We start from the raw sequence: 25,965 nt of genomic DNA, 5'->3' as shown, positions 1-25,965 counted from the left end.
AAAGCGTCAATCTCTCTTCGATGCTCCAGAGCTTCGCCGCTTCGACGACAAAGGTCGGCGTTTCGTCGATCGTGAGCATGCATGAGTGTACGTCAGGGACGTATTTTCATAAAGCACATGGCAGGTGGGCTGCCGAGTCCGGGACTTGCGAATAAAGTCCATTCCCATGCAATTCCACGCCGCCGTTTTTCCTGCCGCCTCGCCCGCCGACCCCGCAGCCAGCACCGCCGAAGCCTGGTACTTCGTCTTTGTTGGAGGCCGCCTGCTGCTGCGCGAGCAGATGCTGAGCCCGCAGCCGGCGGCCCTGTTCGAGCCGGTGCAGGGGCGCCGCCATTACCTCGGTCGGCTGGACGATCGCGATTGCTGGGTGCTGCAGCTGGCCGAGGCACCGCCAGGCTTCGAGGCGATGCCGCTGCGCGCCGCGATGATGACGCTGCCCGAGCCGCTAATGCAACTGGCCGGGCGTGCGGCCCAGGTGCTGGAGTGGGAGCGGACTCATCGCTTCTGTGGCGTCTGTGGCACGGCGACCGAAACGATGGCGCATGAACGGGCTCGGCGCTGCCCGGCGTGCGCCCATGTCTGCTACCCGCGGCTGAGCCCGGCAATGATGTGTCTGGTGTGGCGCCGCCTGCCGGATGGCCCCGAGCTGCTGTTGGCGCGCTCGCCCGGCTATGCGCCGGGCTTCTACAGCGCGCTGGCCGGCTTTGTCGAGGCCGGCGAATCGCTGGAGGACTGTGTGCACCGCGAGGTGGCCGAGGAGGTCGGCGTGCGGGTCGCGAATCTGCGCTACTACGGCAGCCAGAGCTGGCCCTTCCCGCACAGCCTGATGGTGGCCTACACGGCCGAGTGGGTGGACGGCGAGATCGTGCCGCAGGCCGGCGAGATTGAGGACGCGCGCTGGTTCCCGCTGGACGCCTTGCCCGGCATCCCGCCGCGCTTCTCAATTGCCGGCCACCTGATTCGCGATCAGGTGGCGGCGCTGAGCGAGGTTTAGCGGCGTTTAGAAACCGGCCAGCACCAGCTTGCCGATGCTACGCTGGCTCTCGATCAGCGCATGGGCCTTTTTCAGGTTCTCAGCGTTGATCGTGCCGACCATCTGGCCCAGCGTGCTGCGCAGCTCGCCAGCGTCGATGCGGCGGGCCAGTTCGGCCAGCAGCCGGCCCTGCGCGGCGATGTCGTGGGTGGTGTGCATCGAGCGGGTGAACATCATCTCCCAGTGCAGCGACAGGCTCTTGCCCTTCAGTGCCATCACATTGAGCTGCTCCGGCGCGAAGTCGTCGATCAAGGCCAGCCGGCCCTGCGGCTCCAGCGCATCGACCAACTGGCCGAAATGCTGCGGCGTGTGGGTCAGGCTGGCCACATAGCGCAGCGGCGCGGCGCCCAGCGCGGCGACCTGCGCGGCCAGTGGCTGGCTGTGGTCGATCACATGATGGGCGCCCAGCTCGCGCAGCCAGGCGGCGGACTCGGGCCGCGAAGCCGTGGCGATCACGGTCAGATGCGGCAGCGCGCGCGCCAACTGCACGAGGATGGAGCCCACGCCGCCGGCCGCGCCGGTCACCAGCAGGCTGACCGGTCGCTCGGGCCGGGCCTGCACTTCAAGCCGATCAAACAGCAGCTCCCAGGCGGTGATGCCGGTCAGCGGCAGCGCGGCGGCCTCGGCGTCGCTGGCACTGCGCGGGGCCAGCGCGGCGATGCGATGGTCCACCGTCTGGAACTGCGCATAGCTGCCGGCGCGCGTGATGTCGCCGGCATACCAGACGCGGTCACCGAGGGCGAAACCCTGCACCTCCGCGCCCAGGCCGCGCACGATGCCCACCGCGTCCCAGCCCAGCAGCACCGGCGTGTGGCCGTCGGCGCTGTTACGGCTGGCGCGCACCTTGGCGTCGACCGGGTTGACCGCGATGGCGCTGATCTCGACCAGCAGATCGAGCGGGCCGGGCGTCGGCGCGGGCAGTTCGAGATCGAGTAGGGACTCGGCGGCGGCAATGGGCAGAGCCTTGAAATAGCCGATGGCTTGCATGGGGAACTCCTTCGGAAAATGTTGCGATGGCTGTTATGGTGAGGCTTGGCGGCTTTCTTAAAAAGTCGCTTTAATGAGATTCAGTTTCAAATGAAAATTGAAAATACCGACGAGTTGCGCCTGCTCATCGAATGCGCGCGCGGCGGCAGCCTGACTGCCGCTTCGCGGGCGCTGCAGATCACGCCGGCGGCCGCCAGCGCGATGCTGAAGAAGCTGGAAACCCGGCTGGGCGTGCGCCTGGTCGAGCGCAGCACGCGGGCGCTGCGCCTAAGCGCCGCCGGCGAACGGCTGCGCGACTACGGCCAGCGGGCGCTGGAGCTGCTGGAAGAGGGCGTGGCCCTGCTGGACGAGCGCGACCCCGGCGCGACCTCGCGCGCGCTTCTGCGCGGCAGGCTGCGCGTGAGCGCGTCGAGCGATCTGACGCGTCAGGTATTGCTGCCGCTGCTGGATGACTTCCTCGACCAGCATCCCGGGCTGGAGCTGCAGCTCAGCGTCAGCGACTCGCTGCTCGATGTGGTGCGCGACGATGTCGACTTGGCGCTACGCTATGGCGAGCTGGCCGACTCGCGCCTGGTGGCCCGGCGCCTGTGCGCGGCGCGGCGCTGTGTGGTGGCTGCACCGGCCTATTTGGCGCGCGCCGGCCGGCCGGAGCATCCCAGCGAGCTGGCAACACATGACTGCCTGACGATGAAGATTCGTAACCGCATCGAGCAGGAATGGCGCTTGCGCCCGCGCAAGCAGCCCGATGCGGCACCGCTGTTGGTGCGGGTGCGCGGGCGGCGCAGCTGCGACGACGGCGCGTTGGCCCATCGCTGGGCGCTGGAGGGCCGCGGCGTGATCTGCAAGAGCGAGCTCGATGTGCGCGCCAGCCTGGCCAGCGGCGCCCTGGTCGAGCTGTTCCCTGACTGGATCGGTGAAGAGCTGCCGCTGCATGCGGTGATGCCCAGCCAGCGTTTCATGCCGCAGCGGCTGCGGCTGCTGGTCGAGCATCTGGCGGCGCATCTGGCCTAGCGTGGTTTTCCGGCATGGCAAGGGCCGGCTGTCCTACAGGCAGCGGCGCCGATGCGCGGCAAGCTGTCGGCATCACAGCGATCAAGGAGTGTTGCCATGTTGAACAGCATCAGCCAACTCAGCGGATCCACGCTCAGCGCTGCCGACGGAGAGGTCGGTGAGGTCAAGGAAGCCTATTTCGACGATCAGGCCTGGACCATTCGTTATCTGGTGGTCGATACCGGCTCCTGGCTGGCCGGGCGCGAGGTGCTGATCTCCCCTTATGCGGTGCAACCGCCGCTGGGCCGGGTCAAGCAGATCCAAGTCGGACTCACTCGCGAGCAGGTCGAAAAAAGCCCAGGCATCGATACCCACAAGCCGGTCTCACGCCGCCATGAGCGGGTCTATCTGGACTACTACAACTATCCGCAGTACTGGGGCGGTGTAGGCCTATGGGCGATGGAGGCACTTCCGGTGTTGCCGCCGGCCGGCCTGCAGACCCAGGCCGAGATCGAGCTCGCCGAGCAAGACCTGGCCCCGGAGGACGTGCATCTGCGCAGCAGTGCCAATGTCAGCGGCTACGACATCCATGCGCTCGACGGCAGCCTGGGCCATGTCAAGGACTTCATCTTCGATGAGGCCTCCTGGGCGATTCGCTATCTGGTGGTCGATACGCGCAACTGGTGGCCTGGCGGCAAAAAGGTGCTGATCGCCACGCACTGGATCGACCGCATCGAGTGGAGTGAAAAGACCGTCTACACCCAGCTAACGCGCGAGCAGATCAAGAACAGCCCCGAATACGACGACAGCGTGCTGCTGAATCGCGAGTTCGAGGAGCGGCTTCACCAAGCCCATGGCCGGACCGGCTACTGGGACTGAAAACCATGCACCGATATTCAGCGAAAGAGCGCTCATGAGCACTGACCTAACACCCCGCCAACAGCTGTGGGACCTGATCAAGGACATCCGCTTCGCGATGTTCACGACCCTGCACGACAACAGCCATCTGCACTCGCGGCCGATGACTACGCAGAACCAAAAGCTGGAAGACGATGACTGCCTGTGGTTCTTCATGTCACGCAGCGGCGAGCCGGTTGGGGAGCTGGCCAACGAGGCCATGGTCAACTTGGCCTACGCCGACCCGGATCAGGACTGCTATGTCTCGGTCTCGGGCAGCGCGCGCGTGGTCAGCGATATGGCCAAGGCTCGCGAGCTCTGGTCGCCGCTGGCCTTGGCTTGGTTTCCCGGCGGGGTTGATGACCCGGATCTGGCCCTGGTCGAGGTCAAGATCATCCACGCCCATTACTGGGACATGAAGGAAAGCAAGCTGACCCAGCTCTACACCATGGCCAAGGCGGTCGTCACCGGCAAGCCGCCCGCCTCGCTGGGTGAAAGCGCGGAGATTCGTCTGCGCTAGAAAATTCAGGATAAACATCCAAGTGGATGGTGCTAGTATGGGTATATGCCCGCACGCAGCGCTTCCTCCTTGGCTCCTGGCCGACCCGTTGACGAGAAGATCACCATCAATCTCGGCTTTGTCGACCTGGGTCAGATCGACCTTTTGGTGCAGGAAGGCTTTTATGCCAACCGCAGCGACCTGATCCGGGCGGCGATCCGCAACCAACTGGCTACGCATGCCGAGGCAGTCAGGCAGTCGGTGGCGCGCAAGACCCTGGTGCTGGGCATCCAGCACTTCAGCGCGGACGATTTCCGCGCGCTGCAGGCCGCCGGTCAGACCTTGCAGATTCGTGTGCTCGGCCTTGCCAGCATTGCGACGGACGTCAGCCCGGAACTCGCGCTGGCGGCCATCGAATCCATCACCGTGCTTGGCGCTTTGCATGCTAGCCCGGCGGTCAAGGCGGCGCTGGCCGGCCGTATCCGCTGACCTAACCGAGACTCTTCGCATGACTCCATCGTTCGGCCATCTGATGACCGAGGCCACGCGCCTGACCCGGGCTGGCGATCTGCGGGCCGCCACCGCGCTCATCCAGTCGGCGCTGGGCGCTGCTGTGCCGTCGGCGACCGTTGCGACTGCGCGCACAGATCAGGGCGATGTCATCGACGTCGAGGCGCGCGAGGTGTGGCCTGAGGCGCTGCCCGAGTCGAACCGGCCGGCCGAGCCTGCCGAGCCAGCCTTTGGCCAACAGTTTCTACCCGGCAGCTACACCGGGGCGGCCGGTACCCGGGCCTACAAGCTCTATGTGCCGCCGGGCTATCAGCAGGGTCAGTCCTTGCCCCTGGTGCTGATGCTGCATGGTTGCAGCCAGGATCCGGATGATTTCGCGCGCGGCACTGGCATGAATGAGGCCGCGCGGGCGCAGGGTTTCCTGGTCCTCTACCCGGCGCAGACGAAGCACGCCAACAGCTCCGGCTGCTGGAACTGGTTCAAGCGCAATCATCAGCGTCGCGGCAGCGGCGAGCCGGCGCTGCTTGCCGGCATGACCCGGCAAGTGATGCAGCAGTACGGTGTCGACGCTCGGCGTGTCTATGTGGCCGGGCTGTCTGCCGGGGGCGCGATGGCGGCAATCCTGGGCTCCTGTTACCCGGAGCTGTTCGCCGCCGTGGGCGTGCATTCCGGGCTGCCGGCGGGGGCGGCGAGCGATCTGCCGTCGGCGCTGGCTGCGATGCGAAGCGGCGCCGGCGACACTCCTGCGCCTGCGCTCGACAGCCCACCGATTATTGTTTTTCACGGCGACCGGGACGCCACCGTTCATCCGAGCAACGGTGAGCAGATCGCTGCGGCCGGCATGGCGGCTTCTCGGCGTGAGCGCGGCTCTCAGGGACGGGCCTACACCCGCGACGTCTACCGCGACTCGCAGGGTCGCCCGCGTGCAGAACACTGGGTGGTGCATGGCGCCGGCCATGCTTGGTCGGGCGGCCGTGCCGACGGGTCCTACACCGACCCGCAGGGACCGGACGCCAGCGCCGAGATGCTGCGCTTCTTCTTTGCCAACCCGCGTGCTTGAGCGCGAGGCGCGGGCCTCAGGGTTTGCGGCCGCCGATCACCAGCAGCACCACGCCGAGCGCGATCGCGGCCGCGCCGGCCCAGCCCGGCACGTTTACGGTCTGTTTTTCCTTCACCGACAGCTCGATCGGCCCCAGCTTCACGTCATGGGTTTCCTTGGTGTAGCTGAAGTTGCCGTAGAGCAAACCCAGCACGCCGGCGATGATCAGGGCGATGGCGGCGATCCGGACGGTGTTCATGGTGGGTGCTTTCTGGACTGTTGAGTTTGCGGGCGAGGATAGCAGTGCCTGCCGTCATTCGGGCCGGTCGCGCCCAACCAAGGCCAGATAGGGCGCCACATCGGGCTCGCGCAGGGGCTTGAGCAGCACCCGCACCGTGTTGAGCCTGTCGTTGGCCGGCACGCCCTCGCGGCGGCGGAGTTCGACAAAGCCCTGACGCTGCCAGAAAGCCTCCGCCCTGGCGTTGCCAAGCACCACGCCCAGCCGCATCCAGCGAGCGCCCTGAGTCTCCGCCCATTGCTCCAGCGCCTGGTAGCTGCGCGGCGCGATGCCCTGGCCATGCAGAGTCGTGGCGACGATGAACAATGCCACATGCCAGCAGCCCTCGATCACCAGATCGCTGTCGACGATGGCAATGCCGATCAGCTCTGGCGCCGTTTCCGCTGTTTCGCGCCACAGTCCGATATTGAAGTGCTCGCGCCAACTCAGTTCCGCCGGCGGCCGCTCGGCCAGCTCGGTGGCAGCCTCGTCGGGCTTGGGCGGCGCACCGCCCGATGCGCTCGAAGTACTCGGGGTTGGCGTCGAGAAATGCCTGCAGAAGCGTTGCGTCGGCGGGGTCGAACCGGCGTGCGTTCAGTCCGATGTCAATCTCGAACAGCAGGGGGGGTGTGGTCATCGAGGCAGTCCTTGCACCTCGGGCTGGGCCAAAGCCCATTGCACCCCCAGCACCGGGCTGGCCAGCAGCGGCGGGCCCGAGCCGGCGAGCCGCTCGGCGAGCGGCGCCATCGAGGCCTGGGCCAGCACGATCACATCAACCTCGACGGCCTCGGCTCGCAAGGCGTGGGCCAGGCAGTCCAGATAGGCCTCGGTGTCGCCGGCCATAAAAAGCGGCCAGGCCGTCTCGACCAGCAGTTCGTGCAGTTGCAGCGGCCGGTCTTGATGCAGGGCGCAGTCCTGCAGCAGCGCACGTGTGGGGTCCAGAGTCGAGTTCAGCGCGGCCAGGAGCAGCACGCGTGATCCCAGGGTGAGCGCGCGTTCGGCCATCGGCCGGTCGATCCGTGCGCTACGGAACCGGCCGTCGCCATCGACCTGTTCTGCCAGCGCGCCAAGGGTCGAGCAGGTACAGACCAGCAGCCGGGCGCCGCTGCTGCACGCTATCTCGGCCAGGGTCTGCTGCAAGGCTGCGCGCAGGGCCGGATCGTCAGTGCCGAGCCGGCGGGCCTGCTCCAGCAAAGGTGCCGCGACAGCGTGGTGCACCCGCAGCCCCGGCGCCTGCGACTGAACCAGACGCTCAAAGCCGGCGATATGGACTTCGGCCGTGTGAAGAAAGGCGAGTGCTGTCACGGCGCCGCCGGCTCGAAGCGTGCAAGCGGCGCCATCCGGGCGCGGTGCAGCTGCAGCTGCTTGGCGTCGGCTTGGTAGCTGTCGGTGCGCTCCAGCGTCTGCATGAACTGCTGCTCCAGGCTCATGTCGGGGCAGGCACGCAGAGTGCTCGCCAGCTTGTCAAAGCGCAGGCGCAGCGGCGCGCCTTGCTCGGCCTGGCCGAAGAAACCATTGCAGCCGTTGTAGCCGCTGACGCGCAGGCTTTGGCCCTCCAGCTTGAAGCTCAACGTCGGCACGCGGCCGCCCGCGTCGGCCTTGATCTCTTGGCCCATCAGTTCCACCAGTCGCCATTCGCGGCCCTCGGCGATCAGAAGGGGGTCGGGCCTTGGGGCCGACGCGGCTGGTCGCGGCGGGCTGGGCGGCGTGGCGCAGGCGTTCAGTACCACGCCCACCAGGCTCAGGCAAAGTCGGGTCTTCATCGCAATCATTCTGGTGACTCCAAAGCGGTTGAAAGGGCGCCCCTGAGAATAGCGTCTGCTCCCGCCGCCTTGTTGTCACCCATGATGTCCTCCCTGTTGTCGCCCGCTCAGCTGCTGGGCTATCTGGCTTTTGTGTTTGGTGTTGGCTGCTTTTTGCAGACCGATGACCGGCGCTTCAAGCAGTTCATGGCGGTCGAGTGTTTCGCCTATGTTCTGCATTTCGGGCTGCTGGGCCAGCCCACGGCGGTGGCCAGCTCCTTGGTCTCGCTGGGGCGCTCGTTGGCGGCGATGTACAGCCGCGCGCGCTGGCTGGCGGCGCTTTTCGTGGGCCTGAACCTGGCGCTGGGGTGGTGGCTGTTCAGCGGCTTTGTCTCGCTGCTGCCGATCGCGGCTTCCTGTCTGGGCAGTCTGGCGCTGTTCCTGCTGCAAGGCCTGCGGATGCGGTTGCTGATGCTGGCCGGTACGCTGTGCTGGGTGGTCCACAACGCTCTGGTCGGCTCGGTGGGTGGCACTTTGCTGGAGCTGGTGGTAGCCGGCATCAACGGTCTGACGATCTGGCGTTTGTGGCGGGCCGGGCGCTGAGTCCGGACCTCAATGGAAATCCCGGCTGGGCGTCAGGATGGGCCCCAGCAGGTGCGAGAGGTCTTTGACGTCCTGGGCCATCAGATGGGCCACACCGTTTTTTCCGTCTGCCAGCGGCCTCGCACGGCCAGCAGTCGCGCACCGATGATGGTGGAGCAATGCTCGGCATAGACATCGACCCAGACGCTCACCTGCCCATTGCCGCCTTCGTACTCCAGCGAGACGAAGATCGTGCGCTTGGCGTTCTGCAGGCGCTGGCGTACGGTGACGATGCCGCAGGTGCGGGTCCTGCGCCCGCTCGGTCGAGCTGAGCAGGCCGCGTTGGCTCAGCCGCGGCCGCAGAATGGCCAGCGGGTGGGTGCGCAGGGTCAGGCCGGTGGCCGCATCGTCCCAGCGCACCTCCTCGCCTTTGGCAGCGGCGGCAGCCGGTGCCAGTCTGTCGCCTGCCAGACCTGCTGGCGACGGTGTCCGGCCAGCGACAGCAGCGCGTCAGCTCCGGCCAGCCGCTGCATCTCGCGTTGCTTCAGTCTTGCACGCAGGGCCAGGTCTTGCGCGTCGGCAAACGGCACCTCGGCGCGCGCCGCGACGATGCGTGTCGACGCGTCGGTCGACAGGCCGGACACCAGGCGCAGGCCCAGGCGCACGGCCAGATCCTGCTTGGCATCGGACTCAGTGCTTCTGTCGATCTCGCTGAGACTGACATCGGCTGGCCGCGCCTCGACGCAATGGCGCCGCGCGTCCTGCACCAGTTCGCTCGGCGTGTAGAACCCCCAGCGGCTGCGAGTTCAGCAGGGCGCACAGAAAGATTGCGGGCTCGTGGCTTTTGAGCCAGCAGGACACATAGGGCAGCAGCGCGAAGCTGGCAGCGTGGGACTCCGGAAAACCGTAGGAGGCGAAGCCCTTGATCTGCTTGAAGATGCGCTCGGCGTATTCGTCCTCGTAGCCGTTGTGGCGCATGTTGCCGATGATCTTCGCGTAGAACTGCTGCAGGTCGCCGGGCCGTTTCCAGGCCGCCGTCGCGGGGCGCAGCTGGTCGGCTTCGCCGGCCGTGAATTCGGCGGCGATCATTGCTACCTGCATTGCCTGCTCCTGGAAGATCGGCACGCCGAAGGTGCGTTCCAGCGCCGGCTTCAGGCCCGGGGGGTAGTCGATCTGGCGGCCGGCGCGATGCTCGGCACGGTTCTTCAGATAGGGCATGGACCATGCCGCCCTCGATCGGCCGGGGCCGCACGATGGCCACCTCGACAACCAGGTCGTAATGGTTCTGTGGGCGCAGCCGCGGCAGCATCGACATCCGCGCGCGGCTCTCGATCTGAAATACGCCGACCGTGTCGGCCTTGCTGATCATCTCGTAGGTCGGCTTGTCGCCCTCGGGGATGCTGGCTAGGTCGTAGTCTTTGCCGTGCCACTGGCGGTAGAAATCGAAGCAGCGCCGCAGGCAACTCAGCATGCCCGGGGCGAGCATGTCCACCTTCATCATCCCGACCGAGTCCAGATCGTCCTTGTCCCACTCGATCACGGTACGGCCCTTCATCGCCGCGTTCTCGATCGGCACCAGCCCGTCCAAAGGGCCTTGGGTCAACACAAAGCCGCCGACATGCTGACTTAGATGGCGCGGCATGCCCATCAGCTGGCGCGACAGCTTCACCAACTGGCGCAGCGGCTGTCCGCCGGGGGCCGGATTGAGCTCGGTGCAGAGCTGGCTCAGGCGGTCGTTGGGAAGCGACTCCTCGGACCAGCCATGGTGGTCCAGCGCCAGCCGCTCCAGCAGCGCCTCGCCAATGGCCAGTGCCTTGCCGACATCGCGGATCGCGCTCTTGGCGCGGTAGCTGATCACGGTGGCTGCCAGCGCGGCGCGCTCGCGGCCATACTTGCTGTACAGGTACTGGATCAACTGCCGCCGGGCAGAGCGGCATCCAGCGCGGCAAAGCCGCTGGGCAGGCCCGGGCTGCTGCCATGGGCCAGTTCAGAGCAGTGCCAGAGCGACTGGCGCAGCGAGCCTTGTAGCAAGGGGAGGGTGGCGTGCATGGGGACTGCAAAGATCCAGAAGCTGTATATGTGCACAGTACATGGCCAGCAAGTAGAGCGGCTGCGGTGTGCAGTTTTTGGCCTCGCTGTGCTGCTACCGCTCGAGCGAGGGGGTGATAACCCGCGCCGGCTTCGCCATATCGGTTAAAACCCTGGGGTGCGCCGACTTGTATCGGTGCGTATCGGGAGATTGCTGCTCATGAGTTCGCGAGAAGAGATGTCGATGCCGCTGGAAACGGCTCGCCTGCTGCTGCGGGCGCCTCGCGAACAGGACCTGGACGAGATCTACGGCCTGCATGCCGACCCGGTCACCAACCGTTTCAGCCCCGGCGGCCCGCTGCACTCCGCCGAGGCCGCTGCCGCCCTGCTGCAAAGCTGGCTGGCTCACTGGCAGAGCCAGGGCTTCGGCTATTGGGTGATTGCCGAGCGCGAGCACCCGGAGCAGTTGCTGGGTTGCGGTGGCATCATGAATCGGCCCATCGGCGGCCAGCCTGGCCTTTATCTGTACTTCCGTTTCCGGCCCCATGCCTGGGGTCGCGGCTATGCCTCGGAAATGGCCCAGGCGGCGCTGACCCAGGCTTTCGATATCCGGCATGCACCCGCCGTGCAGGCGGTGGTGCAGCCGGCCAACACGCCCTCGCGCAAGACGCTGGAGCGCATCGGCATGCTGCTTAAAGGCTCGCTGGCCGATGTGCCGGGCCAGGCGCCCAGCCTGGTCTACGAGATCACGGCGGCGCGCTGGGCCACCCTGCCGAAGACACCTCCGGAGCCGACGCCGTTCGGGGCTTAGCGGCTGCCAAAGCAGGTGTTGTGCAGATCTCAGCCAGAAATATCGCAAACCCCCTGCCAAATCATCCGAAAACGCATTTCGGGCGTAAGTAGTGCTTTTGATCCTGTCAAAGCGGCAGAAATGACGCTCAACATGGCGGCTGCGCCTTTTCAGACCCGCTGGTCCGCGATGCCGCGGCATTCGGGCAGGCGGTGCGCACCGCGCGACCACCGGAGGGGGTATCAGCCTGGAAGCTGCCGCCCAGGTCCTGGGAATCAGCAATGCTTACCGATCGCTGTGTTCGTTCGCATGGAAGCTCGGCTGCAAAGGCGTTGCGCAAAGGAGTCGGCCGAGGCCGCTGACATCGCCCATGTGTCAACAAATCTGCTTTGACCGCCTGGCGGCGACTTAAAGCTCAAGTGACGGGGCCATGCCAGATCACCTGGGCTTGTAAGCCACCACATCGATCTCGACCTTTGCGTCCACCATCAGACGGGCCTCGGTGGTCGAGCGGGCCGGTTTGCCGTTCGGGAAGTAGCTCATGTAGACGCGATTGAAGGCGCCAAAGTCGCGCGCATCTTCCAGCCACACGGTGCTCTTGCAGACATCGTCCAGCGTGCAGCCGGCCAGCGCCAGCACGGTCTTCAGATTGGCCATCACCTGGTGGGTCTGAGCCTCGATGCCGCCGGTGATGATCTCGCCTGCGGCATTGGCCGGTACCTGGCCCGACACATAGACGAAATCGCCGGCCCGCACGGCGGGCGAGAAGGGACGGGCTTGCTGGTCTGAGGCGACAGGCGGGGCGCCCAGGTATTCCAATGGCATGCTTGACTTTCAGGGTGTATGAATGAAAGTGTATTTCAAGACGAGTTGCTGAATAGCGGGTTTTCTCTAGGTTTTGGCGAGTAAAACCTAGATATCGTTCTCCTCATTGAAAGTAATTTTCAAATGGAGAGCCATCTATGCGAGTAGTCAACCCATTTTTGTTTGTACGGCGTAGCGTCCTCAGTGGCCTGGCAGGCGCCGTGCTGCTGGGTGGCTTGCAGGCGGCGCTGGCCCAAGGCGTAGCCTCAAGCCATGCGACGCTGGCCATGGTGGCCGAGCCGCAGACGCTGGACCCGATGGCCTCCACCGCCGATCTGGTCGGCACGATCATGCAGCATGTCTTCGAGCCGCTCTACACCTTCGATGCCAAGTGGCAGCTTGTGCCCATGCTGGCCGAGGCCATGCCCAAGGTTTCGGCCGACGGCAAGACCTACCGCATCGCGCTGCGCAAAGGTGTCAAGCTGCATTCGGGTCGCGATCTGAATGCCGAGGATGTGCTTGCCAGCCTGCGGCGCTGGATGGACAACGCGCCGCGCGGCAAGGCCGTGGCCAGGGAGCTGGCTGGCATGAAGGCGCTGGGCCCGCTGGAGATCGAGCTGACGCTGAAGAACCCTTATGCGCCACTGGTGGCCCAACTGGCCTTGCCCACAGGCATGGCCGCCATCATGGCCAAGGAGGCGATCGCGCTGCCGCTCAAGGAGTTCGTCGGCACTGGCCCGTACCGCTTCAAGGAGCGCCGCCCTGATCAGTATGTGCTGCTGAGCCGCTTCGACCAGTACAGCGCTCGCAAGGAGCCGGCCAACGGCTATGGCGGCAAGCGCGAGGCGCTGATCGCCGAGTTGCGCTTTGTGCCGGTGCCCAACGCCAATACCCGGGTCGAGGGCGCGCTGGCCGGCCAGTATCACTATGCGGACCTGCTGCCGGTCGAGGCGATGGCGCGGCTGGATAAGGCCCAAGGCAAGACCGTGGCCCTGATGACGCCTTCGTTCGGCTTTCCCTACATCGTCTTCAACACCAAGGAGGGCGCGCTGGCCAGTACCGCGCTGCGCCGGGCGGTGCAGACCGCGATGGGCAGCGGCGAGATGCTAGCCGCCGGCTTCGGCGACACACGCTTCTTCAGCGCCGAGGCGAACCACTTCCCCAAGGGCTCGCCGTTCTATTCCACCGCCGGTGCAGACCAGTACAACCAGCGCAATGCCGCTAAGGCCAAGGCCATGGCCGAGAAGGCCGGTTACAAGGGCGAGACCATCCGCGTGCTGACCAGCCGCCAGTACGATTTCCACTACAACATGGCCTTGCTGATGGCCGAGCAATTCAAGCGCGCCGGGCTGAAGGTGGAGCTCAATGTGGTCGACTGGGCCACGCTGGTGCAGCGCCGTGGCGAAGCCAAGCTGTGGGATCTCTACATTACGCACTCTGGCCAGTTCCCCGAGCCGATGCTGTCGCCGCCGCAGCTGGGCGAGGGCGCACCGGGCTGGTGGAGCAGTCAGGCCAAGACCGCAGCGCTGGAGGCCTTTAACCGTGAGGCCGATCCTGCCAAACGTGGCGCGCTGTGGGGCAAGGTCCAGCAGGTGGTCTATGACGAGGTCCCTTATGTGAACGTCGGAAAGTTCGCCAGCCTGTCGGCGCGCAGCCCGGCGCTGACGAACTACCAGCCGGCCGCCTGGCCCTTCTTCTGGAACGTCACGGTCAAGAATTGACCCACTACCGGCATGCTGAAGTACCTGCTCTCGCGCTTGGGCGGCATGGCGCTGGTGATGGCCATCGTCGCGGTGCTGGTGTTCTTGCTGACCCGCGCCGCGCCCGGCGATCCGGTGGCCGTGCTCTTGGGCGATCAGGCCACGCCGGCCGATATCGCCCGTGTGCGCGTGCAGTACGGGCTGGACCAGCCGCTGCTGATGCAGTTCGGCTACTGGCTGCGCGAACTGGCCCAGGGTAATCTGGGCGATTCGATCTTTCTGCAGCGCCCGGTCACGCAGGCGCTGTGGGAGCGCGCCGAGCCCACCTTTTTGCTGGCCCTGCTGGCGGTCGCCATCGCGGCGCTAATCGGCGTGCCCTGTGGCGTGCTGTCGGCGGTTTTCCGTGGCCGTTTCATCGACCAGTTCTTTACCGGCTTGGCGATGCTGGGCGCCAGCATCCCGAGCTTTTGGATGGGACTGGTGCTGATCCAGATCTTCGCGGTGGGCATGGGCTGGTTCCCGGTCTCCGGTTATGGCGAGCCCGGCGCGCCCCTGCTAGCGCGCCTGCACGCGCTGGTGCTGCCGGCCCTGGTGCTGGGCCTTTTGAACTCTGCTCTGATCATCCGCTTCACGCGCGCCTCGATGCTGGATGTGCTGGGCGAAGACTATGTGCGCACCGCCCGCTCCAAGGGCCTGCCCGAGGGGGTTGTGGTGTTCAAGCATGCGCTGCGCAATGCGCTGGTGCCCATCGTCACTGTGCTGGGCCTGACCGTCGCGCTGATGATCGGCGGCGCGGTGATCACCGAGACGGTGTTTGGCCTGCCCGGCGTCGGCAATCTGGTCGTCAACGCGGTGCTGCGGCGCGACTACCCCGTGATCCAAGGCGCGCTGCTGGTGATCGCGGCCATCTATGTGCTGATCAATTTCTTCATCGACCTGCTGTACATGCTGGTCGACCCGCGGGTCAAAGTATGAAAGTTCCGCTGGCTCTCAGACAACTGGTGCGCCGCCGCACCGTGTTGGTCGCGATGATCGTCCTCACGCTGATTTCGGTGCTGGCGCTGGGGGCCGAGGCCTTCGGCCGCTTCGACCCGAACGACACCGCCATCATGGAGCGGCTGCGCGGCCCTGGCGCCGTGCACTGGCTGGGCACCGATGAGCTCGGCCGCGATGTCTATGCCCGCATCGTCCACGGCGGCCGCTACTCGCTGATGATTGCGGCCAGCACTGCGCTCGGGGCTGTGCTGATGGGAACCTTGCTCGGCCTGGTGGCAGGTTTCTTCAAGCGCCTGGACGGGCCGCTGATGCGCCTGGTCGACGCGATGATGTCCTTTCCCGACATCCTGCTGGCGATCGCGCTGGTGGCCATCCTGGGTCCTTCGATGTTCAACGTCGTGCTGGCCCTCGTGCTGGTCTACACGCCGCGCGTCGCGCGCGTGGTGCGAGCATCGACCCTGGTTTTGCGCGAGCTGCTCTTCGTCGAGGCGGCGCGCGCGGTTGGCGTCAGCACGGGGCGCATCCTGTGGCGCCACATACTGCCGAACCTGTTGTCGCCGGTGCTGGTGCAGCTGTCCTTTATCTTTGCCTACGCGATCCTGGCCGAGGCCGGTCTGTCCTTTCTGGGCGTCGGTGTGCCGCCCGACATCCCCACATGGGGCACGATGGTGGCAGGCAGCCAAAGTTATGCGCACCAGGCCTTCTGGGTCGTACTGTTCCCGGGGCTGGCCATCATCTTCACCGCGCTGTCCTTGCAATTGGTCGGCGACGGCGTGCGCGATCTGCTGGACCCGAAACTGAAGAAGTCGATGCGATGAGTAGCAGCAACAACGCCCTGCTGAGCGTCCAGGGCCTGGGCACCGCCTTCCCGACCCACGACGGCCTGGTGCGTGCGGTCGCCGATGTCAGCTTCAGCGTGCTGCCTGGTCGCACGACTGCCCTGGTGGGCGAGTCGGGTTCAGGCAAATCGGTCACCAGCCTGACCCTGATGGGTCTACTGCCCAAGGATTGCGGCGCGCAGATCACAGGGCGGGCCGACTTCGTGTGCCGCGACAGCCGCCGTGTGGATCTATTGAGCTTGCCGGCCCGGCAGGCGAGGGCGCTGCGCGGTAATGAGATCGCGATGATTTTCCAGGAGCCCATGACCAGCCTGAACCCGGTGCTGACGATAGGCGAGCAGATCGCCGAGAGCTTGCGCCTGCACAAGGGCCTGGACCGCGCGGCTGCGCTGGCGGCCTCCAAGCGCATGCTGGAGCTGGTCGAGATTCCGGCTGCCGGCCAGCGCCTGCATGAGTATCCGCACCAACTCTCCGGCGGCATGCGCCAGCGCGTAATGATCGCGTTGGCGATGGCCTGCGAGCCGCGCCTCCTGATCGCTGACGAGCCAACCACCGCGCTGGATGTGACGATACAGGCGCAGATCCTCGCGCTGATGGGCCGGCTGCAACGCGAGACCGGCATGAGCATGCTATTCATTACGCACAACCTGGGTGTCGTCGCCCACCATGCCGACGAGGTGGTCGTGATGTATGCCGGCCGAGTAGTCGAGAGCGCCCCGGTACGGCCGCTGTTCGCCGCGCCGCAGCATCCCTACACGCAAGGCTTGTTGAACTGCCTGCCGGCGAAGGCGCGCAAGCCCGGTGAGCCGCGACCCAAACGCCTGTTCGCGATCCGCGGTCAGGTCGCTAGCCCGCTGGCGCCGCCACCCGGCTGCGCCTTCGAGCCGCGCTGCGACAGCGCCGAGGCGCGCTGCCGCGAGTCGATGCCGGCCCTGCTGGCGCAGGCTTCTTCCGAGCGCCAGACGCGCTGCATCCATGTCGAGGAATGGGACTGATGCGTAAAGATCAACAACGGCCGCTGATAGAAGTGCGCCAGCTCAAGCGCTATTTCGGCGACGCCAAGAAACCGGTGCGCGCGGTCGACGATGTCAGCTTCACGATCCAGCCCGGCGAGACCCTGGGCCTGGTCGGTGAATCGGGCTCAGGCAAGAGCACCCTGGGCCGCAGCCTCCTGCGGCTTATCGATCCCAGTGCCGGCCAGGTGCTGTATCGAGGCGAGGACATCACCCGGGCCGGCGGCCGCCGCATGCGCGAGCTGCGCCGTAAGCTGCAGATCATCTTCCAAGACCCGTATGCCAGCCTGAACCCGAAGATGCGAATCGCCGACATCCTTGGCGAAGCGCTGGACACGCATGGCCTGGCCAAGGGCCGCGAGGCCAGGGCGGCGCGCATCGCCGAGTTGCTGGATCTGGTGGGTCTGCGGCCCGAGCATGGCGCGCGTTTTGCGCATGAGTTCAGCGGTGGCCAGCGCCAGCGCATCGGCGTGGCGCGGGCGCTGGCGGTCGAGCCGGAGTTCATCGTTGCCGACGAGCCGCTGTCGGCGCTGGACGTCTCGATCCAGTCCCAGGTCGTCAACCTGCTATGCGATCTGCGCGAGCGTTTCAAGCTGACGATGCTCTTCATCTCGCACGACCTCGATGTGGTCGAGTACCTGTGCGACCGCGTCGTCGTGTTGTACCTTGGCCGAGTGATGGAAGTGGCCGAGACCGAGGCGCTCTACGCGCAGCCGCTGCACCCCTACACTCGAGCGCTGCTGGCCGCGTCGCCCCAGCCCGACCCAGAGGCGCCCCATCGTCCGGTGCCGCTGCGGGGTGACATCCCCAGTCCGATGAATCCGCCCTCGGGCTGCGTGTTCCGTACCCGCTGCCCGGATGCCCAGGCGCGCTGCGCCGAGGCCCAACCCCCGTTGACCGAAGTGCGTCCCGGCCGGTTCTCGGCCTGCTGGCGCCAGGAGCTTTTCGTATGACCACGCCTGTTGTTCTAAGTGCCGCGCTGAAAGGCTTCCCGTTGACCGAGCCGCCGCTGCAGCTGGCTGAGTTGGCCGCCCGGCAATGGAATGTGTTGGCCGGCGATCTGCCCTTGCCGCTGGCGGTGATCAAGCGCGAGGCGCTAGAACACAACGTCCGCTGGATGCAGGACTACGCGCGAGGCCAGGGCGTGGCGCTGGCGCCGCATGGCAAGACGACGATGAGCCCGCAGCTGTTCCAGCGCCAGCTCGATGCCGGCGCCTGGGGCATCAGCTTCGCAACGATCAAGCAGCTGGCCGTGGGCGTGGCCAGCGGCGTGCGCCGAGCGGTGATCGCGAACCAGGTCTGCTCCGAAGCCGATCTGGCGGGCCTGGCGGCGCTGCTCGCGCAGCACGCCGATCTGCGCGTGGTCTTCCTTGTCGACTCATTGGCGCAGTGCGCGCTGATCGAGCGCTGGCACCAGCGTCAAGCTAATCGCCAGTTGGTGGCGCCCGTCTTCGAGGTGCTGCTGGAGATCGGCCTGGCCGGTGGCCGCACCGGCACGCGCGGCGAGGACGAGGCGCTGGCCCTGGCCGCGCATCTTCACGCCAGCCCAGCATTCCGGCTCGCGGGTATCGAATGCTACGAAGGCCTGGGCGCCACCGGCGACAGCGCTGCCGACACCGCCTATGCCGACGCGCTGATGGCGCGGGTGCACGCTGTGGCCCGGACCTGCGCAGAGCGCGGCTGGTTCGACGGAGCCGACGAGGTCATCGTCTCGGCCGGCGGCTCCGGCATCTTCGATCTGGTGGCCGGCGCGCTGCGGCCGCGCCTGGGCAAGCCGGTGCTTGGCCTGCTGCGCTCGGGCTGCTACATCACCCATGACCACGGCCACTACAAGCGCCTGGTCAATGTGCTGGACCAGCGCTGCCGGCATGTCGACGGCCTGCAAAGTGCGCTGGAGGTCTGGGCCCTGGTGCAGTCCTGCCCGGAGCCGGGCCTGGCCATCCTGGCCGTGGGCCGGCGCGACATCTCCTTCGACATCGATCTGCCGACCCCCGTCTGGCATGCGCCGCTGGATTCGCGCGCGCCGCTGGCCGCACCGGCCGCCTGGCGCATCACCGGGCTCAATGACCAGCACGCCTATCTGCGCTGGGATCCGGCCGCCGCGTTGGGCCCGCAGGTTGGCGACCGGCTGGGCCTGGGTGTCTCGCATCCCTGCACAACTTTCGACAAATGGACCTGGCTGCCCATCGTCGAGAAGGACTACCGCGTCAGCGATGCGGTGCTGACGCATTTCTGAGATGAATGACCGTAAAACAGGGCTGATGGCCGCGATCGCCCAGGCGCAGCAGAAAGCGCCAGCTGCGCGTCGCGCGATCTTCGCACTGATGCTGGAGGATCCGGAGCGGGTGCTCGACGAGAGCTTCGAGGCGCTGGCGGCGCGCAGCGGCGCCTCGGTACCCACCATCATGCGGGCCTGCCGCGATCTGGGCTTTGCCGGGCTGCGCGAATTCAAGCTGGCACTGGCGCATGAGATGGCCGTTGGCGGCTCGCCGCTGCACCGCCGCGTGCAGTTGCAGGACACGACCGAGCAGGTGGCCCACAAGATCACGCGCGGTGCGGCCGGCACCATCGCCGGGCTGAGCAGTCAGTTTGATGCCCAGGCCCTGGACGCCGCCGCCCATGCGATCGCCCACGCGACCCGCATTGATGCACTGGCGGCCGGCGCCACCTCCAACTTCATGGCCGCCGATCTGCATGCGCGGCTGTTCCGACTGGGTCTGGTGTCAAATGCCTGGTCGGACTTCCACTCGCAGCTGCTGGCTGCAGCCACGCAGGGACCGGGCGGCGTCATCGTCGCGATCTCCCATGTCGGCGGCATGCCGCTGCTGCTGGAGGCGGTTGCCGTGGCGCGGGCCCAGGGCGCGACTGTCATCGCGCTGACCCAGCCGGGCACCAAGCTGGCCGCCAATGCCGACATCGTGCTGGGCTTGAAGGTGCCGGAGGACGCGGTGATGCATGTGGGCACTGAGGCCTATCTGGCGCACTTGACCGCCATCGAGGTACTGACCGTGCTGATCGCCAAGGTGATCGGCGAGCCGGCGGTCTACCGCCTGCAAAGCGTGCGCGAGGTGCTGCAGCGCCATGGCATCGACACGCATGACCATCCGCTGCTGAACTGGCAGGTGCCCAATGAGTGAGTCTTGGCTGCTGCAAGGCGGGCTGATCGTCGATGGCTCAGGTGCGACGCCGGCCTGGCGCGGCGATGTGCTGCTGCAGGACGACCGCATCGTTGCGATGGGCGAAGCGCTCACGAGCGTCAGCGCGCGCCGCCTTGATTGCTCAGGCAAGGTAGTCGCACCGGGCTTCATCGATGTGCACACCCATGACGATGCCCTGGTGCTGGAGCAGCCAGATTGTCTACCCAAGATCTCGCAAGGCATCACCACCGTGGTGGCCGGCAACTGCGGCATCTCGCTGGTGCCCTTGCTGACCAAGGCACCGCAGCCGCCCTTGAATCTGCTGGGCCGCACGGGCTTTCGCTTTTCCAGCTTTGCGGCCTATCAGGAGGCCGTCAACGAGGCGATGCCGGCGGTCAACGTGGTCTCGCTGATCGGCCACACGGCGCTGCGCTTCGCTGTCATGGGCTGCGATATCGACCGAGCCGCCTCGGCAGCCGAGCTGGCCCGCATGGAAGCGCTGCTGGATGCAGCCATGGCCGAGGGCGCGCAAGGCCTGTCCTCGGGCCTGTTCTACCAGCCGGCCGCCGCCGCGCCGACCGCCGAGGTGCTGGCCCTGGCCCGCATCGTGGCCCGCCACGGCGGTGTCTATGCCAGCCATCTGCGCGACGAGATGGCGGCAATCCTGGAGGCCATGCACGAGGCCGCCGACACCGCCTTCGAAGCCGGGGTGCCGCTGATCTTTTCCCACCACAAGTGCGCCGGTCCGTCGAACTGGGGCCGCACGCGAGAGACCTTGCCGCTGATCGATCGCTTCGCCGAGCGCCAGGGCGTGGGCCTGGACGTCTATCCCTATCTGGCCGGCTCCACGGTGCTGCGCGAGGACTTGGTGGACGGCGTGATCGAGGTACTGCTGACCTGGAGCGAGCCCTATCCCGAGCTGGGTGGGCGCAGTCTGGCCGATATCGCCGCAAACTGGGGCGTCGACCAAAAGGAGGCCTGCCGGCGTCTGCAGCCCGGCGGCGCCTGCTACTTCCAGATGCATGAGGACGATGTCGAGCGCGTGCTCGCGCACCGGCTGACGATGATAGGTTCCGACGGCCTGCCGCATGACCGCCATCCGCATCCGCGGCTGTGGGGCGCGTTCCCGCGCGTGCTGGCGCGCTACTGGCGCGAGCGCGGCCTGTTCACCTTGGAGCAAGCGGTGCACAAGATGACCGGCCTGTCAGCGCGCCAGTTCCGCCTTCACCAGCGCGGCGAGCTGCGCCCCGGCTGGGCCGCCGATGTCGTCGTGTTCGACCCCCAACGGGTGCAGGACCTGGCCAGCTTCGAGGCTCCGCTGTTGCGCTCGCAAGGCATTGAAGCGGTCTTCGTCAACGGCCGGCAGGCCTATGACGGCGGCATGGCGGTGCTGACGCGGGCCGGGCGGGCCTTGCGCCGAAGCTCAGGGCGTCGGCAGGGCTGATCCCGCCGCATCACTGCCGGGAAAGAAGCTGCGCAAGCCCTGCAGATCCAGCACCCGCAGCCCGCCGTATTCGACGCTGATCAGGCGCTGCTCGTGCAGGCGTTTCAAGGCCTCGTTGACGCGCTGGCGCGACAGGCCGACCAGATAGCCCAGCTCCTGCTGGGTAATGCGCAGCATGCTGCCGACACCGGGATACAGCTGAGGATGGAATAGCGCGGCGAGGTTGCGGGCCACGCGCACATCGGGATTGCCGATGCGGTCGGTTTCACGCGCTGCAATGAATTGGCCCAGGCGCTCGTTGAGCTGGTTCAGCACAAAGCGGTTGAAGCCGATACTGTGCTCCAACAGCTCGTGAAAGGTATCGATCGGCAGGCCGGCCACCACGCTCTTGCGCAGCACCTGGATGTTGTAGCGGTAGACCTCGCGTTTGAGCAGGGTGCCTTCGCCGAACCAGCCGCCCGGCGGCACGCCGGTGAAAGTGATGGCCTGGCCGGTCGAGTCGTCATTGCTCATCTTCAACAGGCCGTCGACGACGCCGAACCAGAAATTGGCCTGCCGGCCAATGCGGCAGACCCGCTCGCCGACCTCGGCATCGGCCACCTGCAGCTCGGCCACCGCCTGCTCGCGCTGGGCCGGCTCCAGCACGGCCAGCCAGGGAATAGCGTCGAGCTCGTTGCGGGTGGCAGCGCGGGCGCGCTGGCGCAAGGGGGCGCCGCTGGGGCTGGAGAAGGCGGAGACGGTCATGATGCAGTCTTTATCGTGCAGCTTGACAGCAGGCTTACAAACGGCCGTTGACGACCCCCGGGAAAGCACGCCCCCGGGGTGTCCCTAGGAATGTCGTCGCAACGACAGCCTGACGTCAAAGTCGGGCCTAGTATTGCACCCACTGAAGGCATGTAGGCCCCGCAGAAGGGCGTCATGCACCAGCACCGCCCGGCGGTGCGGACTGCACAGGAGACAGATGGTGGCGACGACTTTCCCCAGGCTCTTGATCGACCACGCGGCGCGACGGCCCGATGCCGCCGCATTGCGCGAGAAGGAATACGGCATCTGGCAGACGCTGACATGGGCGCAACTGGCCCTGCTGGTGCGCGAGCTGGCTCATGGCCTGGCCCAGGCTGGGCTTAAACGCGGCCAGCATTTGGTGGTGGTCGGTGAAAACCGGCCGCGGCTGTATGCCAGCATGCTGGCGGCCCAGTCGCTGGGTGCGATTCCGGTGCCGCTGTACCAGGATGCTGTCAGCGCCGAGTTCGTGTTCCCCATCAACAACGCCGAGATCGCGTTCGCGGTGGTTGAGGACCAGGAGCAGGTGGACAAGCTCTTGGAGATCCGCGAGCAATGCCCGCAGTTGCAGCACATCTGGTTCGATGATTCGCGCGGCCTGCGCAACTATGCGGAGCCGGGCCTAGCCTCGCTGGATGATCTTTGCGCACGCGGCCGCCAGCATGCCAATGCCCACCCGGCCTTCTACGATGCCCAGGTCCAGCTCAGCGAGCCCAGCGATGTGGCGGCGATGTTCTTCACTTCTGGCACGACCGGCAACCCCAAGGGCGTGGTCCATACCCATCTGAGCCTGATCGACCGCGCCCAGGCCGGCGCGCGCTTTGACAAGCTGAGCAGCAGCGAAGAAGTGCTGGCCTATCTGCCGCCGGCTTGGATCGGCCAGAACATCTTCAGCTATGCGCAGTGGCTGGCCTGCGGCTATGTGGTCAATTGCCCCGAGTCGACCAGCACCGTCTCCATCGATCTGAAGGAGATTGGACCGACTTACTATTTCGCTCCGCCGCGGGTGTTCGAAGGTCTCCTGACCAGCGTGATGATCCGCATGGAGGATGCCGGCGCGATCAAGCGATGGCTGTTTGCGCGCTGCATGAGCCTGGCGCGCCGCGTCGGGCCGGCGCTGATGGACGGCAAACCAGTCAGCGGCAGCGACAAGCTGCTGTATGCCTTGGGTAATCTGCTGATCTACGGCCCGCTGCGCAACACGCTGGGGCTCTCGCGAGTGCGCGTGGCCTACACGGCCGGCGAGGCCATCGGCCCCGATCTTTTCAGCTTCTACCGCAGCATCGGCATCAATCTGAAGCAGCTCTATGGCTCGACCGAGACGGCTGTGTTTGTCTGCCTGCAGCCCGACAACCAGGCGCGTTCGGACACGGTCGGCGTGCCGATCGACGGTGTTGAGATCAAGCTGGCGCCCTCGGGCGAGATCTTGGTCAAGTCCCCGGGGCTGTTGAAGGGCTATTACAAGAACGAGGCCGCGACGGCCGAGGTGCTGACGGCCGAAGGCTGGTATCACACCGGCGATGCGGGCTTCATCGATGCCAGCGGCCATCTGAAGATCATCGACCGCGCCAAGGATGTCGGCCGCATCGCCGGCGGCCCCAATGATGGCGCGATGTTCGCGCCCAAGTATGTCGAGAACAAGCTGAAGTTCTTTGCGCATATCAAGGAGGCGGTGGCCTTTGGCGATAAGCGTGAGCGCTGCTGCGCCTTCATCAATATCGATTTCGATGCGGTGGGTAACTGGGCCGAGCGCCGCAACCTGCCCTATGCCGGCTATACCGACCTGGCGCAAAAGCCCGAGGTCTATGAGCTGATCCGGGACTGTGTCGAGCAGGTCAATGCCGATCTGGCCCAGGACGAGTTGCTGGCCGGCAGCCAGATCAGCCGCTTCCTGATCCTGCACAAGGAACTCGATGCCGACGACGGCGAGCTGACCCGCACGCGCAAGGTGCGGCGTGGCGCGGTCGCCGACAAGTACGCGGTGTTGATCGAAGCCCTGTATGGCGGCAAGAGCTCGCAGTACATCGAGACCGCGGTGAAGTTCGAGGACGGGCGCAGTGGCTCGGTCTCGGCCGATCTGAAGATCGTCGATGTCAAAACATTTCCCGCAGTGCGGAGGGCGGCCTGATGGCGAGCAAGAAGATCGGCGAGGTCATCCTCGACGTCCAGAACATCTCGCTGGCTTTTGGCGGCGTCAAGGCGCTGACCGACATCAGCTTCAATGTGCGCGAACATGAGATCCGCGCCATCATCGGCCCCAACGGTGCCGGTAAGAGCTCGATGCTGAACTGCATCAACGGCGTCTACCAGCCGCAGCAGGGCTCGATCACCTTCAAGGGCCAGACCTTCAAGCACATGAACTCGCGCCAGGTTGCCGAGATGGGCGTGGCTCGCACTTTCCAGAACCTGGCACTGTTCAAGGGCATGAGCGTGCTGGACAACATCATGACCGGCCGCAATCTGCGCATGAAGACCAATATCTTCCAGCAAGCGATCCGCTGGGGTGCCGCCGAGCGCGAGGAGATCGCGCAGCGCGAGAAGGTGGAGCGCATCATCGATTTCCTCGAGATCCCCGCCTATCGTAAGACCCCGGTCGGGCGTCTGCCCTACGGCCTGCAAAAGCGCGTTGACTTGGGCCGCGCGCTGGCGATGGAGCCGCAGGTGCTATTGCTGGATGAGCCGATGGCCGGCATGAATGTCGAGGAGAAGCAGGACATGTGCCGTTTCATCCTCGATGTCAACGACGAGTTCGGCACAACCATCGTGCTGATCGAGCACGACATGGGCGTGGTGATGGATATCTCGGACCGTGTCGTCGTGCTGGACTACGGCAAAAAGATCGGCGATGGTGCGCCAGACGAAGTGCGTGCCAACGAAGACGTGATCAGTGCCTATCTCGGCACCTCGCACTGAAGCGCGAAGGACAACTGCAATGGGACCGTTTCTCGAAACCCTGATCGGCGGCCTGATGGCCGGCATGCTGTACTCGCTGATCGCGCTGGGCTTTGTGCTCATCTTCAAGGCCAGCGGCGTCTTCAACTTCGCGCAGGGTGCGATGGTGTTGTTCGCGGCGCTGGCGATGGCACGCTTCTCCGAATGGATCCCGCAGTGGACCGGCATCGAGAGCAAGTTGGTCGTCAATGTACTGGCCTTTGGCGTCGCGATGCTGATCATGGTCGCGCTGGCCTGGTGTATCGAGCGCCTGGTGCTGGGCAAGCTCGTCAATCAAGAGGGCATCACGCTCTTGATGGCCACGCTGGGCATCACGTATTTCATCGATGGCTTCGGCCAGACTATTTTCGGCAGCGACATCTACAAGATCGATGTCGGCATGCCCAAGGACCCGTTGTTCCTGTTCGAGAACGTATTCGAGGGCGGAATCCTGGTGGGCCAGGAGGACCTGATCGCCACCGTCGTGGCCGCGGCCCTGGTCGGTGCGCTGGCGCTGTTCTTTCAGTACACCTCGACGGGTCGGGCGCTGCGCGCAGTGGCCGATGACCATCAGGCCGCCCAGTCAATCGGTATTCCGCTCAAGCGCATCTGGGTCATCGTTTGGAGCGTGGCTGGATTCGTCGCACTGGTGGCCGGCATCATCTGGGGCTCCAAGCTGGGCGTGCAGTTCTCACTCTCGCTGGTGGCGCTGAAGGCGCTGCCGGTGGTGATCCTGGGCGGCCTGACTTCGGTGCCGGGCGCGATCATCGGCGGCCTCTTGATCGGCGTCGGCGAGAAGCTGTCCGAGGCCTATATCGGACCGATGCTGGGTGGCGGTATCGAGATCTGGTTTGCCTATGTCTTGGCGCTGGTGTTCCTGCTGTTTAGGCCTCAGGGTCTGTTCGGCGAAAAAATCATTGACCGCGTCTGAGCCCAGGAGACAC

At 65.9% G+C, this 25,965-nt stretch carries 29 protein-coding genes and 1 pseudogene; 19 read left to right on the top strand and 11 right to left on the bottom strand.

Going from position 1 to position 25,965, the window contains the following annotated elements; genetic code table 11:
- The first annotated feature begins 166 nt into the window (after positions 1-166).
- Positions 167-994, top strand: coding sequence for an NAD(+) diphosphatase (gene nudC / locus OOZ63_RS16480; protein ID WP_266006664.1), 828 nt, complete (start codon positions 167-169; stop codon positions 992-994).
- 6 nt (positions 995-1,000) lie between these two features.
- On the opposite strand, the gene OOZ63_RS16475 is transcribed toward nudC, so the two are convergent.
- On the bottom strand, positions 1,001-2,020 hold the full coding sequence (locus tag OOZ63_RS16475; protein ID WP_266006663.1) for a zinc-binding alcohol dehydrogenase family protein: 1,020 nt from the start codon (positions 2,018-2,020) through the stop codon (positions 1,001-1,003).
- A 90-nt stretch (positions 2,021-2,110) separates the two neighbouring features.
- Between OOZ63_RS16475 and OOZ63_RS16470 the strand changes: the two genes are divergently transcribed.
- The 5 genes from OOZ63_RS16470 to OOZ63_RS16450 all read left to right on the top strand — a co-directional run bounded on the left by OOZ63_RS16470 (position 2,111) and on the right by OOZ63_RS16450 (position 5,976).
- A complete protein-coding gene (locus OOZ63_RS16470; RefSeq protein WP_266006661.1) occupies positions 2,111-3,031 on the top strand; it encodes a LysR family transcriptional regulator in 921 nt (306 codons plus the stop codon).
- A gap of 96 nt (positions 3,032-3,127) precedes the next feature.
- Positions 3,128-3,889, top strand: a complete 762-nt coding sequence (locus tag OOZ63_RS16465; protein WP_266006660.1) for a PRC-barrel domain-containing protein — start codon at positions 3,128-3,130, stop codon at positions 3,887-3,889.
- Between the two features lie 34 nt (positions 3,890-3,923).
- Positions 3,924-4,427, top strand: coding sequence for a pyridoxamine 5'-phosphate oxidase family protein (locus OOZ63_RS16460; protein ID WP_266006659.1), 504 nt, complete (start codon positions 3,924-3,926; stop codon positions 4,425-4,427).
- A gap of 45 nt (positions 4,428-4,472) precedes the next feature.
- Positions 4,473-4,895, top strand: coding sequence for a CopG family transcriptional regulator (locus tag OOZ63_RS16455; protein ID WP_266006658.1), 423 nt, complete (start codon positions 4,473-4,475; stop codon positions 4,893-4,895).
- A 19-nt stretch (positions 4,896-4,914) separates the two neighbouring features.
- Positions 4,915-5,976, top strand: a complete 1,062-nt coding sequence (locus OOZ63_RS16450) for an alpha/beta hydrolase family esterase (RefSeq protein ID WP_266006657.1) — start codon at positions 4,915-4,917, stop codon at positions 5,974-5,976.
- Positions 5,977-5,992: 16 nt separating this feature from the next.
- Here the strand turns inward: OOZ63_RS16450 and OOZ63_RS16445 are convergent, their stop codons facing one another.
- The 4 genes from OOZ63_RS16445 to OOZ63_RS16430 all read right to left on the bottom strand — a co-directional run bounded on the left by OOZ63_RS16445 (position 5,993) and on the right by OOZ63_RS16430 (position 7,995).
- Positions 5,993-6,214 carry a hypothetical protein gene (locus OOZ63_RS16445; protein WP_266006655.1) on the bottom strand — a complete coding sequence of 74 codons (222 nt, stop codon included), beginning with the start codon at positions 6,212-6,214 and terminating at the stop codon, positions 5,993-5,995.
- Positions 6,215-6,268: 54 nt separating this feature from the next.
- Entirely contained in the window at positions 6,269-6,682 is a 414-nt protein-coding gene (locus tag OOZ63_RS16440) for a GNAT family N-acetyltransferase (protein WP_323055759.1), read from the bottom strand.
- Positions 6,683-6,865: 183 nt separating this feature from the next.
- The gene (locus OOZ63_RS16435; protein ID WP_266006653.1) at positions 6,866-7,537 is read right to left on the bottom strand and encodes an aspartate/glutamate racemase family protein; all 672 of its coding nucleotides are present in this window, start codon (positions 7,535-7,537) and stop codon (positions 6,866-6,868) included.
- On the bottom strand, positions 7,534-7,995 hold the full coding sequence (locus OOZ63_RS16430; protein WP_266006651.1) for an META domain-containing protein: 462 nt from the start codon (positions 7,993-7,995) through the stop codon (positions 7,534-7,536). Before OOZ63_RS16430 ends, OOZ63_RS16435 begins: the two co-directional genes overlap by 4 nt.
- An 84-nt stretch (positions 7,996-8,079) precedes the next feature.
- On the opposite strand from OOZ63_RS16430, the gene OOZ63_RS16425 reads away from it, so the two are divergent.
- A complete protein-coding gene (locus OOZ63_RS16425; RefSeq protein WP_266006650.1) occupies positions 8,080-8,577 on the top strand; it encodes a YgjV family protein in 498 nt (165 codons plus the stop codon).
- 368 nt (positions 8,578-8,945) lie between these two features.
- Here the strand turns inward: OOZ63_RS16425 and OOZ63_RS16420 are convergent, their stop codons facing one another.
- From OOZ63_RS16420 to OOZ63_RS16405, 4 genes and pseudogenes are all read right to left on the bottom strand, one after another.
- Positions 8,946-9,323 (bottom strand): hypothetical protein, encoded by a 378-nt coding sequence (locus OOZ63_RS16420; RefSeq protein ID WP_266006649.1) that lies wholly within the window; start codon positions 9,321-9,323, stop codon positions 8,946-8,948.
- Entirely contained in the window at positions 9,247-9,774 is a 528-nt protein-coding gene (locus OOZ63_RS16415) for a hypothetical protein (RefSeq protein WP_266006648.1), read from the bottom strand. Before OOZ63_RS16415 ends, OOZ63_RS16420 begins: the two co-directional genes overlap by 77 nt.
- A 58-nt stretch (positions 9,775-9,832) precedes the next feature.
- A pseudogene (locus OOZ63_RS16410) lies at positions 9,833-10,471 on the bottom strand (error-prone DNA polymerase); the annotation flags it as partial.
- Positions 10,468-10,605, bottom strand: a complete 138-nt coding sequence (locus tag OOZ63_RS16405) for a hypothetical protein (RefSeq protein ID WP_266006647.1) — start codon at positions 10,603-10,605, stop codon at positions 10,468-10,470. The pseudogene OOZ63_RS16410 and the gene OOZ63_RS16405, both read right to left, overlap by 4 nt.
- A gap of 199 nt (positions 10,606-10,804) precedes the next feature.
- Between OOZ63_RS16405 and OOZ63_RS16400 the strand changes: the two genes are divergently transcribed.
- Entirely contained in the window at positions 10,805-11,395 is a 591-nt protein-coding gene (locus OOZ63_RS16400; protein ID WP_266006645.1) for a GNAT family N-acetyltransferase, read from the top strand.
- 417 nt (positions 11,396-11,812) lie between these two features.
- Here the strand turns inward: OOZ63_RS16400 and OOZ63_RS16395 are convergent, their stop codons facing one another.
- Positions 11,813-12,199 carry a RidA family protein gene (locus tag OOZ63_RS16395; RefSeq protein WP_266006644.1) on the bottom strand — a complete coding sequence of 129 codons (387 nt, stop codon included), beginning with the start codon at positions 12,197-12,199 and terminating at the stop codon, positions 11,813-11,815.
- Positions 12,200-12,336: 137 nt separating this feature from the next.
- On the opposite strand from OOZ63_RS16395, the gene OOZ63_RS16390 reads away from it, so the two are divergent.
- Genes OOZ63_RS16390 through OOZ63_RS16355 form a run of 8 tightly spaced genes read left to right on the top strand, consistent with a single transcriptional unit; the run spans position 12,337 to position 21,307 of the window.
- The gene (locus tag OOZ63_RS16390) at positions 12,337-13,899 is read left to right on the top strand and encodes an ABC transporter substrate-binding protein (protein ID WP_266006643.1); all 1,563 of its coding nucleotides are present in this window, start codon (positions 12,337-12,339) and stop codon (positions 13,897-13,899) included.
- Between the two features lie 12 nt (positions 13,900-13,911).
- A complete protein-coding gene (locus OOZ63_RS16385; RefSeq protein ID WP_266006642.1) occupies positions 13,912-14,853 on the top strand; it encodes an ABC transporter permease in 942 nt (313 codons plus the stop codon).
- Positions 14,850-15,692 carry an ABC transporter permease gene (locus OOZ63_RS16380; protein ID WP_266006641.1) on the top strand — a complete coding sequence of 281 codons (843 nt, stop codon included), beginning with the start codon at positions 14,850-14,852 and terminating at the stop codon, positions 15,690-15,692. Before OOZ63_RS16385 ends, OOZ63_RS16380 begins: the two co-directional genes overlap by 4 nt.
- A complete protein-coding gene (locus tag OOZ63_RS16375; RefSeq protein WP_266006640.1) occupies positions 15,689-16,708 on the top strand; it encodes an ABC transporter ATP-binding protein in 1,020 nt (339 codons plus the stop codon). The genes OOZ63_RS16380 and OOZ63_RS16375 overlap by 4 nt, the downstream gene beginning before the upstream one ends.
- Positions 16,708-17,679 carry an ABC transporter ATP-binding protein gene (locus tag OOZ63_RS16370; protein WP_266006638.1) on the top strand — a complete coding sequence of 324 codons (972 nt, stop codon included), beginning with the start codon at positions 16,708-16,710 and terminating at the stop codon, positions 17,677-17,679. Before OOZ63_RS16375 ends, OOZ63_RS16370 begins: the two co-directional genes overlap by 1 nt.
- A complete protein-coding gene (locus tag OOZ63_RS16365; protein WP_266006636.1) occupies positions 17,676-18,962 on the top strand; it encodes an alanine racemase in 1,287 nt (428 codons plus the stop codon). Before OOZ63_RS16370 ends, OOZ63_RS16365 begins: the two co-directional genes overlap by 4 nt.
- Position 18,963: 1 nt before the next feature.
- Positions 18,964-19,863 (top strand): MurR/RpiR family transcriptional regulator, encoded by a 900-nt coding sequence (locus OOZ63_RS16360; protein ID WP_266006634.1) that lies wholly within the window; start codon positions 18,964-18,966, stop codon positions 19,861-19,863.
- Entirely contained in the window at positions 19,856-21,307 is a 1,452-nt protein-coding gene (locus OOZ63_RS16355; protein WP_266006632.1) for an N-acyl-D-amino-acid deacylase family protein, read from the top strand. Before OOZ63_RS16360 ends, OOZ63_RS16355 begins: the two co-directional genes overlap by 8 nt.
- Here the strand turns inward: OOZ63_RS16355 and OOZ63_RS16350 are convergent.
- Positions 21,287-22,051 carry a Crp/Fnr family transcriptional regulator gene (locus OOZ63_RS16350; RefSeq protein ID WP_266006630.1) on the bottom strand — a complete coding sequence of 255 codons (765 nt, stop codon included), beginning with the start codon at positions 22,049-22,051 and terminating at the stop codon, positions 21,287-21,289. The two genes, OOZ63_RS16355 and OOZ63_RS16350, sit on opposite strands and share 21 nt — an antisense overlap.
- Before the next feature lie 220 nt (positions 22,052-22,271).
- Between OOZ63_RS16350 and OOZ63_RS16345 the strand changes: the two genes are divergently transcribed.
- From OOZ63_RS16345 to OOZ63_RS16335, 3 genes are read left to right on the top strand one after another with little or no spacing between them, the layout of a single operon-like run.
- Positions 22,272-24,218, top strand: a complete 1,947-nt coding sequence (locus OOZ63_RS16345) for an AMP-dependent synthetase/ligase (RefSeq protein ID WP_266006628.1) — start codon at positions 22,272-22,274, stop codon at positions 24,216-24,218.
- Positions 24,218-25,003, top strand: coding sequence for an ABC transporter ATP-binding protein (locus OOZ63_RS16340; RefSeq protein WP_266006627.1), 786 nt, complete (start codon positions 24,218-24,220; stop codon positions 25,001-25,003). Before OOZ63_RS16345 ends, OOZ63_RS16340 begins: the two co-directional genes overlap by 1 nt.
- A 19-nt stretch (positions 25,004-25,022) precedes the next feature.
- Complete coding sequence (locus OOZ63_RS16335) at positions 25,023-25,952, top strand: branched-chain amino acid ABC transporter permease (protein WP_266006625.1); 930 nt, start codon at positions 25,023-25,025, stop codon at positions 25,950-25,952.
- Positions 25,953-25,965: the final 13 nt, after the last annotated feature.

Source organism: Paucibacter sp. PLA-PC-4 (assembly GCF_026241155.1).
In the GTDB taxonomy this organism is placed as follows: domain Bacteria; phylum Pseudomonadota; class Gammaproteobacteria; order Burkholderiales; family Burkholderiaceae_C; genus Roseateles_E.
The sequence above is the reverse complement of the archived record's forward strand: the minus strand, read 5'-3'. Positions and strand labels throughout refer to the sequence as shown.